The following is a 15913-nucleotide window of genomic DNA, read 5'->3' as shown; positions in this document are numbered from 1 at the left end:
ACCCTGACCCGCCGCAATTTTCTAACCGTTGCCGCTGCCGGCGCGCTTGCAAGCCCGATGCTGGGCATCGCCGCGCGAGGCGCCTATGCGCAGGCCGTGCCTGTGCGCGTCGGCTATACAGCCGACTATTTCGGCACCAGCCTCACGGCGATCGCAAATGATCAGGATCTATGGTCCAAGCACGGCCTGAAGGCCGATGTGAAGGCGTTCACCAATGGGCCGATCCAGATCCAGGCGCTCGGCGCCGGCAGTCTCGATTTCGGCTATGTGGGCCCGGGGGCGCTCTGGCTTCCGGCAAGCGGCAAGGCCAAGCTCGTCGCCATGAACGCGCTCGGCCTGTCCGATCGTGTCATCGCCCAGAATGGCATCAATTCCATGGCCGATCTCAAGGGCAAGAAGGTCGGCGTGCCTGAAGGCACGTCCGGGGACATGCTTCTGCGTCTTGCGCTCGCCAAGGCCGGCATGACGATTTCCGACGTCCAGGTCATCAGAATGGACCCGCCGACCGTGGTCTCTGCCTTTGCCTCCAAGCAAATCGACGGCGCCGGCATCTGGTATCCGCTGGTCGGAACGATCAAGAAGAACGTGCCCGACATGGTGGAAGTCGCCAAGAGCGCCGACTTCTATCCGGCCAATTCCTTCCCGTCGGCTTTCGTCGCCCGCAACGAGGTGGTTGCCGACAATCCCGACATGGTGAAGAAGTTCATCGCCGTGCTGAAGGATGCCAACGACTATCGTGCTGCCGACGTGCCGCGCTCGGTCCAGATCACCGCCAAATTTCTCGGCGTGCCGGCCGAGCCGCTGAGCGTCGAAAGCCAGAACGGCCAGTTCCTCACCTCGAAGGAACTGGTTGCCGCCAGCAAAGACGGCACTGTGGCCGGCTGGCTGAAGGGTCTGAATGATCAGTTCGTCTCTTTCGGCAAGCTGCAGAACCCGCTTGATCCGAAGGATTATTATCTCGCCGACTTCTACGCCGGCAACGAGTAGCCAATCAGCCGGCGCGTAACCGTCGCGCCGGCATTTTGCCATCGGGATGCAAATGACCAAGAAGCCTAATATACTGTTTATCATGTCGGACGACCACGCGGCGCGAGCGATCTCCGCCTACGGCGCGGGCCTCAACAGCACGCCCAATCTCGACCGCCTCGCCAATGAGGGTATGCGCCTCGACCGGTGTTACGTCACCAATTCGATCTGCACACCGAGCCGCGCTGCTATTTTGACCGGCACTTATAACCATGTGAACATGGTCACCACGCTCGATACCCATATCGACAATCGCCTACCCAATGTCGCCAAGCACCTGCGCGCCGGCGGCTATCAGACGGCGATCTTCGGCAAATGGCATCTGGGCGAGGGCAGGGCGCACGAACCGACGGGCTTTGACGAATGGTCCGTGGTGCCTGGACAAGGCGAGTATTTCGATCCCGTCATGATTGGCCGCGACGGTCCGCGCACGGTCAAGGGCTACGCCACCGATATCATCACCGACAAATGCCTCGATTTCCTCGGCAGGCGCGATCCGGACAGGCCGTTTTTCCTGATGTGCCACCACAAGGCGCCGCATCGCAGCTTCGAGCCGCATCCTCGCGACCGGCATCTCTATGCAGATGGCACTCTGCCGGTTCCGGAGACTTTTTCCGACGATTATTCAAACCGCGCCGCCGCAGCGGCGGCCGCGAAGATGCGCATCCGCTCCGACATGACTTACAAGGATCTCGGTCTTGTGCAGCCTGAAGGCGGCGATGAGGTCGGCGAATTGCTGCTGCCTGGATGGAGCCAGCGCAAGGTGCCCGAGATTGCGCCGGGAGAAAGCCTGCGCCTGATCGACGGCGCGACCGGCGAGAATTTCGTTTTCACCGATCCGCAGGAACTGGCGTTGTTCAAGTATCAGCGCTACATGATGCGTTACCTGCAGACCATCGCGGCGGTGGACGACAATGTCGGGCGGCTGCTCGACTATCTCGATGCGGAAGGACTGCGCGACAATACCATCGTCATCTACACGTCTGACCAGGGCTTTTTCCTCGGCGAGCACGGCTGGTTCGACAAGCGCTTCATGTATGAGGAATCGCTGCAGATGCCTTTCCTGATCCGCTATCCGGAGGGCATCGAGGCCGGCGCGCAGGCAAGCCACATCGCCACCAATGTCGATTTTGCGCCGACTTTTCTCGATTATGCCGGCCTGCCTATTCCAAGCTACATGCAGGGTGCCAGCATGCGGCCCATCCTCGAGCAGACGGCGGTCGAAGGCGAGGAGGGTTTCGCCTACCATCGCTACTGGATGCACAAGGACGAGTTCCACAATGCCTTTGCCCATTACGGCGTGCGCGACACCCGCTACAAGCTGATCTACTGGTACAATGATCCGCTCGGACAGCTCGGCGCCTTTGCCGGTGACGAGCCGCCGGAATGGGAGCTGTTCGATTGCAAGGAGGATCCGTTCGAGCTCCACAATCGTGCCAACGACCCGGCCTATTTTCGGATTTTCGAAGAGATGCTGGCCAAGCTGGATGCACGGATGGCAGAGATTGGCGACATCCCCGAGCATGTCAGTGGTGAGGTGCTGGCCACCCTGCGGGCCAAGGCGGCCTGACGCCTGGGTTGCCGCTCGACCATCGGGACGACAAGAGGCGGATTGATTTCCGTCTCTTCCCTTAAATGGTGCGAGGCCGTCGGTCGATAGCCTCCTTCGCCACAAGACGAGTAGAAGCAAAGGAACGGCGAACGGGCAGCGACGATCGTCGACAAGACCAAGAGCGAAGCCCTGGCCGTGGTCGACAATCGTACCGGACGGCCGGTGACCGGCCAGTTGAGAGAAGCAAACACGTTGAGACGATACAGAGAAGACCTGGACAGAGAAGACCTGGGTCGCCGGCGGCGGGATGCCGTTGGCGAAGCTTCCTAATTTCCTCGACCAGGGCGTTCTCTCAGGTTGGACAGGAGCGCAGGAGCGTCCGGTTGCTTCCAGGACGCGAGCAATTGCCGGATCGGTCTGGAATCGACGAATGCGAGCTTGCAGATCAGTTCGATGTGGATGACCCACAGCAGATCGTCGAGCACAAGAGGCAACAGACCCAGTGTCTTTGCTCTCGGCAGCATGATTTCGTTGACGATTGCAAAATGATCCGTCGATGCGAGGACGTCCAGCATGACCGAGACGTCACTCGTGCGCACCGCGGCGCGCAGATTATCGACGCGCTCGCCATAGGCTTTGCGCGCATGCGAGTCGAAATCATGATCGTCGAGAAAACCGATGCGCCGGAACTGCAGAAGATCTTCGATGCTGACCCGCTCCTTTCTGCGCAATGGATGGTCGTGGCGGCAGATCGCAACCATGCGGTTGGTGAAGAGATGAACGGCGGCAAAGCGATCGGGTAGTTCGCGTTCGGGACGGGCGCTGACCATGACGTCGATGTCGCCGCTGATCACCTGTTCGATCAACCGCGTGGTGATGCCCGTTTCGACACTGATCTGGACGTCTGGGAACCGTTCACCGAACGACACAAGAACCGATGGCAGGCTGCTGACCGCAAGGGCAGGACCGACCCCCAATCGCAACAGGCCCTTCGCCTCGATCGCGGAGCGCTTGATGTCCAGCGTCGCGAAACGCGCTTCCTGATCGATGGCGTGAGCGTAGCGATGCAGCGCATCGCCCGCCTCTGTCGGTTCCAGCCCCCTCGACGTCCGCTTGAAGAGATCGCCGCCGACCTCGTCCTCCAGCATCTTGAGGCTTTTGGTGAGAGCAGGCTGGGTAATGCCCTTGCGCAGAGCCGCCGTGTGCATGTTGCGGGTCTCATAGAGGGCCAGGAAATTTTCAAGATGCCGGGAAACGAGGAGACGCATGCCGATAACTGATGGATATCGTGAATGTAATAACATCTATTATCACTTATCGCCGCGCCTCGCTACACTGCGCGAACGGCAATGGGAGGAAATTGCCGAAACTCAGTCTATCCAGCCCGTTCGTGCGCTGTGGGAGCATCTGCGCGAGGGGATATCGATCAGGCCGAGTGCGAGGAATTTGGGAGGAGGAGAACCATGCCCATCGCATCGATTCATTTGAAGCGCCGCACCGTGTTGAAAGGCCTCGCAGGAGGACTTGCCGCTGGTCTCTATGCGCCAAACATTCACGCACAGAGCAAATCCCTGTCATTGATGGTCCTCGGACCTGACCAGAAGGCGACGGCCTGGCTCAAAGGCGCACTTGCTGAGTTCAAGTCTCAGACCGGCTACGAGGTCGAGCTTCGCCAGTCCGACTGGGGGTTCGGGTTTCCAGCGACTGCTGACGGCGGCCGCAAGCGGCACCATGGCCGATGTCAGTATGATGGGCCAGGTGATGACGCCGGCGCTCGCCTCGCGCGGTGCGTTTCTTGCGATCGACGACCGTCTCTCCGGATGGGCTGACAAGGACAAGTTCTATCCGGCAATGCTGGCCGATGGCACCTACGGCGGCAAATCCTACGCGCTGCCCGTCTATGCCGATGTGCGCACGGCAGTCTATCGGTCGGACCTTCTCGAAAAGGTCGGCGTCGGCGCCGATGCGCTTCCGTCCAACTGGGATGATTTCAAGGCTCTGGCGACCAAGCTCTCCAAGAAACAGGGCGGGCCGCTCGATGCGCCGTTCTTCGCCAATGCCGATACGTCGGTCGGTCTCATGCAGACCTATGCGCAGATGCTCTATCAGGCCGGCGGCAGCTTCTTCGACGAGGCCGGCAAGTCGATCCTGTCGAGCCAGGCCGGTCAGCGCGCGCTTGAATATCTGGTGTCCTTCTTTGTCGAAGGAGTTGCCAATCCCAATATCGTTTATCAGGGCACGGGGCCGCGTCCGCTGGTCCAGGGCCGCGCCGCCATGACGTATAACAGCGTCACGGAATCGCAGAATGCCGCGCTCAACGCGCCCGACACGCAGAAGTTCGTCCTGGCGGGGAAACCACTGTCGGCCGATCCAAACGGCGCGCCGAAGACGATCGCCTGGATCAACAAGTTCGGCATCGGCGCCAACACGAAAGATCCGGATGGGGCGTGGACGCTTCTATCCTTCATCGCGTCGAAGGAGCAGTCGCAGAAAGTCGCGGAAATGTGGGGCGGCCTGCCGGCCCGCACCGACCAGAACGATGCCCCGTTCCTTGCAAATGTCAGCCCCGGCTTCCTTCAGGCAACACAATATGCCGGTGCCCTGCCGACAGCGCCGAACCTCCTGCAGATCCAGCAACAGGTCAACATCGCCATGCAGGCAGCGGTGCGTCAGAGCGGCAAGCCCGCAGACATTCTCGCCGGCCTCGACAAGAAGATCGATGAGATCAATGCGAAGTGACGCGGCGATGGCCGTTGAAACCGGGATGGGCAACCGCCGACGATCGTTGCCCCTCCATGACAGTCTCCTTCGGCGCCAGCGCATCGCAGGCGAGATCCTTCTCAGCCCGGCGGCGGTGGCGATCATCGCCACCTCGGTCGTGCCGCTGCTTCTGGCGTTTTTCTTCTCCTTCACCCAGTTCTCGCTGCTGACGGCACCGCAATGGGTCGGGCTGAAGAACTACGCTTCGATCCTTCAGGATCCGGTATTCTGGGAGGCATTGGGCAACACGCTGACATTTGCCCTCAGTCAGGTCGGGATCGGCATCGTCGTCGTGGTGCTGGTCGCAGCGCTCTTCAATGGTTATCTGACCGGCGGACCGCTGATGCGCACCGTCATCTATCTGCCGCAGGCCGCCTCCTATGTCGTCGTGGCGCTTGTATGGAACCTGCTTCTCGATCCGGCGGTCGGACCGATCAACGCCATGCTGACCCGGATCGGCTGGGACCCCGTCTACTTCCTGTCCGACCCGGTCTGGGCGCTGCCGTCGATCGTCGTCATGAGCATGTGGCGCAATCTCGGTTACTTCATGATCATCGTCCTGGCCGCTCTGAAGTCGGTCCCGTCCGATCTCCTCGAAGCGGCAAAGATGGATGGCGCCAACGCCATTCAACGGTTCTGGACGATCAGCCTGCCGACCATTCGAGGCGTTGTGGCTTTCGTGGCGATCACCTGGTTTTTGGGCGCGCTGCAGATGTTTACACAATCCTACGTCATGACACGGGGCGGGCCCGTCAATGCCACCCGCACCATCGTCTACCTGATGTATGACGAGGCCTTCACCAATCTTGATATCGGCAAGGCATGCGCGATGGCAATCATGCTTTTCCTGCTCGTCGTCGTGCTTTCGATGGTGTTGCGCTTCGTCTTTCGGCCGAAGAGGGCAATCTGATGCAGCAGCAAGCAGCCTCCGCAGCACCCAAGCGGCCTTCGCGCCACGTCACGACAAGAGCCAATGCCTCGGCGACGTTTCACGCAATCGCCCTGCTGGTGACGGCACTTTACGCCGTGCCCATGGCCTACACGGTCATGGTGGCGCTGACGCCAGATGGAGAATGGGTCGGCGCCTGGCCCTCTCGGCTGGAATTTTCCAATTTCGTCAATGCCTTCCTGAGTGCCGACTTCCTGCGTTTCTTCGTCAATAGCGCTGTCGTCGCCATCACCTGCACGCTGCTGCAGGTCCTGTTATCCTGCGCGGCCGGTTATGCGCTCGCCATGCTGCCGGTGCGCGGCCGCAATCTCGTCCTCATGCTGCTTGTCGCCCTCCTCGTCGTTCCGCCGGAAGTGTCTCTCGTGCCGCTTTTCGTCATGGTCTCCCATGTTCCGCTCGCGGGTGGGAACGACATTTTCGGCTTTGGCGGTCAAGGGCTGCTCAATACGCTGCCGGGGCTGATGGTGCCCCATATCGTCAGTGCGCTCGCGATCTTCCTGATGCGGCAATTCTACGCCACACTCCCCGCCGAACTCGGCGATGCCGCCCGCATGGATGGAGCCAGCGAGTTCAGGATCTTCTTTGAAGTCTATACGCCGCTCGTCAAACCGGCCGTTGCGGTCGTGGCGGTCTTTGCCTTCCAGTCGGCCTGGAACGATTTCGTCTGGCCATTGGTCGTTACCTATTCCAACGACATGCGGACCCTGCAGCTCGGACTGACGGTCTTCTTTCAGGAAAATTCGACGCAATGGAACCTGCTCATGGCGGCCGTGCTGACCATCAGCCTGCCGATCGTCATCCTGTTCCTGATGATCCAGAAATATTTCCAGGAAGGAGCGCTTGCGGGCGCCTTGAAATAACGAAGGTCGGCAGCAATCAGATAGCCGATCCCGGAAATCAGCCATCCCGAGCGGTTCGCACCGCGGATGCACACGTCTCCAGGAGAGATCATGAAAGCCATCATGGTAATGTTTGACAGTCTCAACCGGCGGCATCTGCCGCCCTATGGTTGCGATTGGATCCATGCGCCGAACTTCAAGCGCCTTGCGCAGAGGACTGTCACATTCGACAACTGTTATGCCGGCAGCATGCCGTGCATGCCGGCGCGCCGTGAATTGCAGACGGGTCGCTACAATTTCCTGCACCGGTCCTGGGGCCCGATCGAGCCTTTCGACGATTCCGTGCCCGAAATCCTGCGCAAGGACGGCGTCTATACGCACATGATCACCGATCACCAGCACTATTGGGAGGATGGTGGATCCACCTACCATAACCGCTTCGATTCCTACGAATTTTTCCGCGGCCAGGAAGGCGACCGGTGGAAGGGCAGGGTGCCGGCCGCAGGCGAGACGCTGAGCACGAACCACAATGTCGCGCTCAGGCGCCAGGACCAGATCAACCGGCAATATCTCCGGCAGGAAGCGGATCACCCGCAGACGAAGGTCTTCGACGCCGGCCTCGATTTCATCCGCACCAATAGCGACCGCGACCGCTGGTTCGTCCAGATCGAAACCTTCGATCCCCACGAACCTTTCTTCAGCTATGAGCGGCACAAGAGCCACTATGCCAGGCCCTATGATGGGCCGAAGCTCGACTGGCCGACCTATGGGCGCGTGACGGAATCTGTCGAGACGGTCCAGCATGTGCGAGACGAATATTCGGCACTTCTGTCGATGTGCGATGCCTCGCTCGGCCGCGTGCTCGACACGATGGACGAGCTCGGCCTCTGGGAGGACACGATGCTGATCGTCTGCACCGATCACGGTTTTCTGCTCGGAGAACACGGCTGGTGGGCGAAGATGGTCCAGCCCTGGTACGACGAAGTCATCCATACGCCGCTCTTCATCTGGGACCCGCGCTCGGGCGCCAAGGATGAGCGTCGCCAGTCACTCGTCCAGACCATCGATTTCGGCCCGACGCTCCTCGATTATTTCGGGCTCTTGCCAACCGAACGCATGGAAGGTCGTCCGCTCGCCGAGACGATTGCGCGTGACGCTCCGGTGCGCGCGGCAGGCCTGTTCGGAGCCTTCGGCATGCATATCAACGTCACCGACGGACGCTACGTCTATATGAGAGCACCAGAGAACGCCTCCAATCGTCCGCTTCTGGAGCATACGCTGATGCCGACGCATATGCGCTGGCAGTTCACCCCCGAAGAGTTGAAGCGCGCGGAACTGATGGAGGGTTTTTCCTTTACACAGGGCGTGCCCTTGCTTCGCATGGACGGTCTGCCTTTCGGTGGCGGCGATGCCTTCGAGCTTGGAACCCTGTTGTTCGACCTTGAAACGGATCCGGCGCAGGACCGTCCACTGCACGATCCAGCGCTCGAGCTGCGGATGATCGACCTGATGCTGGACCTGATGCGCCGCAACGATGCCCCGCTCAGTCAGTTTGAACGCATGGGCCTGCCGAGACATGGACCTGCAGGCATCGAACATACGCGCCTTGGCCGGGGCGAGGCGGCGGAGAGTGACGACGGCTCCGCACCGGTCGAACGCAGGAAAGAACCGTCCGGCAAATAGCTTCGCTCGCTAAACAATCGTCGGCGCTGATTGGGAGGAATTGTCAGCATGTCCGCCATTCGCATTGAAAATCTCCATAAGGAGTACGGCGCCTTTCCCGTGCTCAAGGACATCAATCTTGAGATCGATTCGGGCGAATTCGTCGTCTTTGTCGGGCCATCGGGTTGTGGCAAGTCGACCCTTCTGCGCTGCATTTCCGGGCTTGAATCGGTCTCGCACGGCAATATCCTGCTCGATGGGAAGGTGATCAACGACGTGCCGCCGGCCAATCGCGGCATTGCAATGGTCTTCCAGAGCTATGCGCTTTATCCGCATATGACGGTGTTCAAGAATATCGCCTATTCGATGCGGATTGCGGGACTGTCGAAGGACGAGCAGAAACGGCGTGTCGAGGCGGTCGCCGACAAGCTGCAGCTGACCCCCTATCTCGACCGCCTGCCGAAGGCGCTTTCCGGCGGTCAGCGGCAGCGTGTGGCCATCGGGCGGGCGATCGTGCGCGATCCGAAGGTGTTCCTTTTTGATGAGCCGCTCTCCAATCTCGATGCGGCCCTGCGCGTCCAGATGCGGCTCGAACTGATGGCGTTAAAGGATCAACTGCCCCAGACGACGATGATCTATGTCACGCATGACCAGGTCGAAGCCATGACCATGGCCGACAAGATCGTCGTTCTGAAGGATGGTGTGATCGAGCAGGTCGGCTCACCACTCGAACTCTACGATACGCCGCGCTCGGAATTCGTTGCCGGTTTCATCGGCTCGCCGAAGATGAATTTTCTTGGCGGTGAGCGCGCCCAGACCTTCGATGCATCGCGTATTGGTGTGCGTCCCGAACATCTAGAGATTGTTTCGGACGGACCGTGGACCGGCACGACGACCCACGTGGAGCGACTGGGATCGGACACATTCGCTTACCTCCGGCTGGAAGGGGGAGAGCCGATGACGGTGCGTCTTGAGGGCAAGACACCGATCGGCCCCGGCAATGTCGTCGCGATCGGTCCGAAAGGCCCCGTGCACCGGTTTGGGGCCGATGGTCACGCGCTTGCATGAGAAGGCAGAATGCCTTGCGCGTCGTGAATTGGTCTCGTCCGCGTCTTCATGGTGCGCGACTGGATGATGACGATGATGCGCCGGGACGGGGAATGGGTGGCGGGGCTTCTGTTGCGCAAAGCGCTGAGGATGCAATCGCTCGCTCGTGACGCATCCGCGCGCAAGGAGGTCAGGCGCGCGGATGCGCTTTCTTGACTGATGAATGCAGCGAGCAGATGCGGCCCATGGCGCACGCATCAATTGTGGCCCGCGAACCCCACGGTTGTCTGACCGGCCATCGGCGCTCAACGATCTGTTGCAGCTGGACAGGACAGCGATCTCTCCGTCAGTCGCGAACACCAATCAACCCGCATTATTGATTTGCGAGGCCGCGAGTAGCCCAGGCAGCTTTATTCCTGTCCGCTCCTCGGCGGCCCAGCGAATCCGCAGGGAGCTTCCGATGGTTTTTCGACCGATCACCGACGGTTATCTCTGTCGAACCCGGATCGATTATGCGCGTGCAATGCAAGTCTCTAGAAGGGATTGAAAAGGGAGACTTGCCGTGAAAACAATCTTTGTCCTGTTTGATTCACTCAACCGCGACGCGCTCGGCTGCTACGATGGCACCGGCATCAAGACCCCGAATTTCGATCGCTTTTCGAAGCGTTGTGTCACCTTCGATCGGCACTACGCGGGATCATTGCCCTGCATGCCGGCGCGACGTGATCTGCATTCGGGACGGCTGAACTTCATGCATCGCTCCTGGGGACCGCTCGAACCCTACGACAATTCCTTTGCGCAGCTGATGAAGAAAAGCGGCGTTTATACCCACCTGATCACCGATCATCTGCACTATTTCGAGGATGGGGGACACGGATTTCATACCAAATTCTCGAGCTATGATTATATCCGCGGCCAGGAATACGATCCCTGGGTTGCACTGGTCCAGCCGCCTCTGGACGAGATTGCGGAACGGTTCGATCAGCGACACTATAATGTCGAGAGGCCGACCAAACGCCTGCAGCATGCCATCAATCGCACGCAGATGACCGACGAAAAGGATATGCCGGGTCCGCGCTGCTTTGCCTCCGCCTTCGATTTCCTCGACAAGAACCGGGATGCCGACAACTGGTTCCTGATGCTCGAATGTTTCGATCCGCACGAGCCTTTCCACGCGCCAGAGCGTTTCAAGGAGATGTACAAGACCACATATAGCGGCGGCATTCTCGATTGGCCCCACTATGACAAGGTCGCGGAATCGCCGGAGGAAATGGCCGAGATCCGAGCCAATTACGCGGCCCTGGTCGCGATGTGCGATGACTATTTCGGTCAGCTTCTCGATTACATGGATTCCAACGGCATGTGGGAGGACACATGCCTGATCGTCAGTACCGACCACGGCTTCCTCCTGTCCGAACATGGCTGGTGGGGCAAGATCCGCATGCCCTACTACGAGGAAATCTCCCACATTCCGCTGATGGTCTATCACCCGGGTTTCAAGGACAGGGCGGGCGAGCGCCGCAATGCGCTGACGCAGGCCGGTGATCTGATGCCGACATTCATGGAACTCTACGAGCTTCCAATCCCGCAAGAGGTCCAGGCCCGCAGTCTGCTTCCGGTTCTCGACGAGGATCGCGGGCAGCGAGACGTGGCTGCGTTCGGCGTGTTTTCAGGCCCGATCGGCGTGACCGATGGTCGGTGGGTGCTGTATCATTATCCACCCGATATCCTGGCGGAGGGATTGGTGGAATATACGCTGGCACCCAATCACATGACGGTTCCTTTCGAGGTGAGCGAACTCAGGACCGCGCGCCTTACCCCGCCCTTCGATTTCACCAAGGGCATTCCGCTTCTCGCCATCGATGCCTTGAGAGGCATGGCGCGACCGCCCGGCAATGACGGGAAGGGTTTCGAGGATCTCGGCACGCGCCTCTATGATCTTGCGCGCGATCCCCGACAGCAAGACCCCATTGAAGACGAAGCTCAGCGTGCACGGCTGACAGAGCTGCTGGTGGGCGAACTAAAGGCTCACGACACGCCGGCTGAAGTTTACCAATGGTACGGGCTCGTCGCCTGACCTGAAGAAGGGGCGCCGGGTTCTGCGCGGCGCCTCCTGTCGCTAGCGCCGTTCTGGCGCACCGGCGAGCGGCGTGGCCTTTCGAAGGAAATTCCGCATCACTTTGATGGGCGCAAAATCCTTGGAAGACTGGTGATAGGTTATCCCCGTCGGAATGCTCCAGCGGAAATCCGGAAGGTCGATTTCCCGCAACTGCAGCCCTGCATAATTCTGCGCAAGCGGCACGGGCATACAGGCGATGAAATTGTGTTCGACAAGCATCTTCAGCGCAATTTGCAGTGAATGCGATTCAAGCGCCAACTGTGGTGCCGGCAGCTCCTGCGAGTCGAAATAGCGATCGATCCTGCCATTGGCCATCTGACCGCTGAAGAGGCTAAGCCATGGGAAATCCAGAAGTCTCTGCGGCGTAATATCCTGCTCGGAAAAGACCGGATGCTGGCTCGATGCAAAGAGCGAATTCTCCTGATGGTAGAGGATGTCGGTAATGAAGTCGCGCCCGAGGCCATCGATTTCTGTTGGGATCCCCCCGGCATAGGCGCGCAGATCACCACGCTCCAGATAGGGCAAGAGATCGGCGCCGACGCCGGTGGAGACGGCAACCTGCAGGTTCGGAAAGTTGGTTCGAAGTTCCGCCAGCATGCCGGGAAAGTATACGGCGGAATAAACCGGGCCGCCGCCGATGCGCATCCGCCCGCCGAGCCCCTTGGTCTGAACTTTCAATTCAACGAGCGAGGCATTCCACGCAGCTTCGATCTCCCTTGCGCGGTGATGGAAAAGCTCACCGGCCTCGGTCAGGCGTACGCCACCCGGCAGACGGACGAACAGCGCGCAACCGAGATCCTGTTCGAGCAGCCGCATCGATTTCGTCAATGCCGGCTGGCTGACATTGATTGCCCGCGCTGCCGCATGGAAGCTCCCGTGCTCGGCAACACCGAGAAAATGTTGCAGGCGCCAAATGTGGTGCATGGCCATGAGCGATTTCCCCAGGTTATCGGCCTTAGTGCCAGATGTATTAGCGCACACGGTGAACGACCGCTAGGTTCCGGGCATGGAGGATATTTCATGCGTGCTGTTTTCGTGCTGTTTGATTCTTTGAACAGACTTGCTTTGGGTTGCTACGGCGGGACGGCCGTGCCCACACCGAATTTCGATCGATTTTCCGCCCGTGCGCTGACATTCGACAATCACTATGTCGGCAGCCTTCCTTGCATGCCGGCGCGCCGCGACCTTCATACCGGCCGGCTCAATTTCATGCATCGGTCGTGGGGCCCTCTGGAGCCTTTCGACAATTCGATGCCGGAGCTTTTAAAGACGTCGGGTGTCTATACCCATCTCCTGACGGACCACTTCCACTATTTCGAGGACGGGGGTGCCACCTACCACTCCCGCTACTCGACCTGGGATTTCGTGCGTGGCCAGGAATACGACACATGGAAGGCGCTGGTGAAGCCGCCGATCGATCGGTTCCGCACCCAATATTCCAACCATCACTATAATGGTCCCAATCAGGCCAATCGGCTCCAGCACCAGATCAATCGCGAGTTCATCAAGGAGGAGAAGGATTTTCCTGCCGTTCAGTGCTTCGAAAAGACCTTTGAATTTCTCGATAACAACCGCGCTGCCGACAACTGGATGCTGCATCTGGAATGCTTCGATCCGCATGAGCCCTTCTATGCGCCGGAACGCTTCCGTCAATCACTGAAGACCGGTTATGACGGTCCGATCCTCGACTGGCCGAAATATGCGCCCGTCAGCGAGAACGAGACCGAAGTGGCCGAAATCCGTGCCAATTATGCAGCACTGGTCGCGATGTGCGATGAGTATTTCGGCAAGCTGCTGGATTATTTCGACACGCACGATCTTTGGAAGGATACCTGCCTCATCCTGACGACCGATCATGGCTACCTGCTGTCCGAGCATGATTGGTGGGCCAAGAATGTCATGCCCTATTACGAGGAAATCTCGCATATCCCGCTGATCATCCATCATCCGGATCTTGGCGTCCGTAAGGGGACGCGTACCAATGTCGTGACGCAGACACCCGACCTGATGCCGACGATCCTCAAGCTGTTCGGACAGGAACCGCCGCCGGAAGTTCAGGGTCAATCGGTTCTGGACCTTGCGGAGGCCGAGCGTCGGGACCGGTCCGTGATTTTCGGCATGTTCGGCGGCGCGATCGGAGTGACCGACGGCAGATATTCCTGCTTCGTCTATCCACCTGATCTCGATGACGAAACGCTGCGGGAATATACGCTGATGCCGACCCATCTGCACAGTTTCTTCGCCCATGGCGAATTGAAGACGGCCGAACTTCATGCGCCGCTCGATTTCACCAAGGGATTGCCGCTTCTCAGCATCAGAGCGCTGAACGATGCCCGTCGCCCGCCGGGCGGCGACCGGACCCATTTCAAGAGTTTCAGTACAGCGCTCTATGACAATGTCGAGGATCCGCGTCAGCTCAATCCGCTTGATCTGCCTGACGTCGAGGCGCGCCTGAAGGCAGCTGTCGCGACGATTCTTGACCAGCATGGCGCAACACCCACCTACCGCGATTGGATGGGCCTCGAGACCGCATAGAGATTTGAAAGACTTGACCAGGGAGGAAATTAGTCATGTCAGACAGACTGAATGGTAGAACGAAAAGAACTGGATTGCGGCTGGCGGCGGCCGGGCTTGTGGCCGCGACTATGCTTGCGACATCGGCCAGCGCTCAGGACTCACCACCGATCCGCATTCTGATCAGCCAGTCACCGTGGCTGAACGCCTTCGTGTCGCTGGTCGACGAATATCAGAAAGACACCGGAACGACGATCCAGCTCGACGTGACGCCGTTCAACGGCATGGTCGACAAGATGCGCAATTCCGTGCGTGGTCAGCAGGGCAGCTACGATATCGTCAATATCAACGCCCAGAGCCTGGCGGAAATGTATGCGGGCGGTTTTCTCAAGCCGCTGAAGGATATCGATTCCAGCTTCTCGCTGCCCGACGGCGTCCTCGACTTCGGCGGTTCCTCCTATTGGAATGCCAAAACGAGCAGCTTTGATGCGAAGGCGGAATTGCTCGGCGTGCCGACCAACGGCAATGTAGAGGTCCTCTATTACCGAAAGGATCTCTACGATAAGGCGGGCCTCAAGGTACCGGAGACCTGGGATGAACTTCTCGCCAATGCCAAAGCCTTACAAAACCCGCCCCAGCAATATGGCTTCGTGACGCGCGGCACGCGCGAATCCATCCTCTTCGATTTCTCGCCCTTTCTCTTCAGCTATGGCGGCAGCTTCTTTGCCAATCCGGAAAACGGCGACTATTCGGTGACGCTCAACAGTCCTCAGGGACTGCAGGCTCTGGAAATGTTCATCAAGCTTGCCAATGAGGCCGGGCCCGGCAATACCGGCGCCATGGAACAGGCAGAACTGATCCAGCTTCTGTCGACCGGCAAGGCCGCGCAAGGATCAGCCGTGGTCGCCGCCGTCGCCGACCTTCAGGATCCCAACAAATCGATCGTCTCGGACACGATCGAAACCGCATTGCTGCCGGCCGGGCCGGGCGGCAAGCATGCCTCGGTCGCCGGCCATTGGATCGCCGGTATCCCGAAGAACGTGCCGGAGGAAAACCAGAAGGCTGCGTTGAGCTTCCTCAAATGGTTCCTCGAAAAGGATACCCAGGTCGTCTATACGGAGGCCGGCGGCATCCCGATCCGTAAGGATCTTGCCGACACGAAGCTTGCCGACGATCCGCAATACCGCTTCATCAAGGCCTTTTCGGAAAACGCCGATGTCGCCAAGATGAACACGCCGCTCAAAGAGGGCGTGCGGCTCAAGGAAGTCATCTCGCTCTATCTGAACCGCGCCCTGATCGGCGAGATTTCCCCGAAGGATGCGTTGAACGGCGCTGCCAAGGACGTCAATCAGGTTCTCACTGAAGCGGGTTATAAGCTCACTCCTCCCAAAATGCTGTGAGCCGCCCGGTGTCCGGGCTAAGAGCCCGGACACCCCTTCAACGGA

12 protein-coding genes and 1 pseudogene are annotated in these 15913 nt (G+C 59.5%); 11 read left to right on the top strand and 2 right to left on the bottom strand.

Annotated elements, in window-relative coordinates; all coding sequences use genetic code 11:
• Positions 1 to 3: 3 nt before the first annotated feature.
• From ACODTZ_RS32765 to ACODTZ_RS32755, 3 genes and pseudogenes are all read left to right on the top strand, one after another.
• On the top strand, positions 4 to 987 hold the full coding sequence (locus ACODTZ_RS32765; protein ID WP_489031099.1) for an aliphatic sulfonate ABC transporter substrate-binding protein: 984 nt from the start codon (positions 4 to 6) through the stop codon (positions 985 to 987).
• A 52-nt stretch (positions 988 to 1039) separates the two neighbouring features.
• A complete protein-coding gene (locus tag ACODTZ_RS32760) occupies positions 1040 to 2596 on the top strand; it encodes a sulfatase family protein (protein ID WP_489031060.1) in 1557 nt (518 codons plus the stop codon).
• A 117-nt stretch (positions 2597 to 2713) separates the two neighbouring features.
• A pseudogene (locus ACODTZ_RS32755) lies at positions 2714 to 2908 on the top strand (hypothetical protein); the annotation flags it as partial.
• Here ACODTZ_RS32755 and ACODTZ_RS32750 read toward each other — a convergent pair.
• On the bottom strand, positions 2905 to 3846 hold the full coding sequence (locus tag ACODTZ_RS32750; RefSeq protein WP_489031058.1) for a LysR family transcriptional regulator: 942 nt from the start codon (positions 3844 to 3846) through the stop codon (positions 2905 to 2907). The pseudogene ACODTZ_RS32755 and the gene ACODTZ_RS32750 overlap by 4 nt on opposite strands.
• A gap of 463 nt (positions 3847 to 4309) precedes the next feature.
• On the opposite strand from ACODTZ_RS32750, the gene ACODTZ_RS32745 reads away from it, so the two are divergent.
• The 6 genes from ACODTZ_RS32745 (at position 4310) to ACODTZ_RS32720 (ending at position 11912) form a co-directional block, all read left to right on the top strand.
• Positions 4310 to 5317, top strand: a complete 1008-nt coding sequence (locus ACODTZ_RS32745; RefSeq protein ID WP_489031056.1) for an extracellular solute-binding protein — start codon at positions 4310 to 4312, stop codon at positions 5315 to 5317.
• A 7-nt stretch (positions 5318 to 5324) separates the two neighbouring features.
• Complete coding sequence (locus ACODTZ_RS32740; protein ID WP_489031054.1) at positions 5325 to 6248, top strand: carbohydrate ABC transporter permease; 924 nt, start codon at positions 5325 to 5327, stop codon at positions 6246 to 6248.
• Positions 6248 to 7147 (top strand): carbohydrate ABC transporter permease, encoded by a 900-nt coding sequence (locus ACODTZ_RS32735; protein WP_489031052.1) that lies wholly within the window; start codon positions 6248 to 6250, stop codon positions 7145 to 7147. The genes ACODTZ_RS32740 and ACODTZ_RS32735 overlap by 1 nt, the downstream gene beginning before the upstream one ends.
• Positions 7148 to 7237: 90 nt before the next feature.
• Positions 7238 to 8809, top strand: a complete 1572-nt coding sequence (locus ACODTZ_RS32730; RefSeq protein WP_489031050.1) for a sulfatase — start codon at positions 7238 to 7240, stop codon at positions 8807 to 8809.
• 48 nt (positions 8810 to 8857) lie between these two features.
• Positions 8858 to 9856 (top strand): ABC transporter ATP-binding protein, encoded by a 999-nt coding sequence (locus ACODTZ_RS32725; RefSeq protein WP_489031048.1) that lies wholly within the window; start codon positions 8858 to 8860, stop codon positions 9854 to 9856.
• Between the two features lie 541 nt (positions 9857 to 10397).
• Entirely contained in the window at positions 10398 to 11912 is a 1515-nt protein-coding gene (locus ACODTZ_RS32720) for a sulfatase (RefSeq protein ID WP_489031047.1), read from the top strand.
• 42 nt (positions 11913 to 11954) lie between these two features.
• Here ACODTZ_RS32720 and ACODTZ_RS32715 read toward each other — a convergent pair whose 3' ends face one another.
• A complete protein-coding gene (locus ACODTZ_RS32715; protein ID WP_489031045.1) occupies positions 11955 to 12884 on the bottom strand; it encodes a LysR family transcriptional regulator in 930 nt (309 codons plus the stop codon).
• Between the two features lie 90 nt (positions 12885 to 12974).
• On the opposite strand from ACODTZ_RS32715, the gene ACODTZ_RS32710 reads away from it, so the two are divergent.
• Together ACODTZ_RS32710 and ACODTZ_RS32705 are read left to right on the top strand one after the other, a co-directional pair.
• Positions 12975 to 14489 carry a sulfatase gene (locus ACODTZ_RS32710; RefSeq protein WP_489031043.1) on the top strand — a complete coding sequence of 505 codons (1515 nt, stop codon included), beginning with the start codon at positions 12975 to 12977 and terminating at the stop codon, positions 14487 to 14489.
• Between the two features lie 35 nt (positions 14490 to 14524).
• Complete coding sequence (locus tag ACODTZ_RS32705) at positions 14525 to 15868, top strand: ABC transporter substrate-binding protein (protein WP_489031041.1); 1344 nt, start codon at positions 14525 to 14527, stop codon at positions 15866 to 15868.
• Positions 15869 to 15913 lie beyond the last annotated feature (45 nt).

This window comes from Rhizobium sp. FG113, assembly GCF_057809895.1.
The sequence above is the reverse complement of the archived record's forward strand: the minus strand, read 5'-3'. Positions and strand labels throughout refer to the sequence as shown.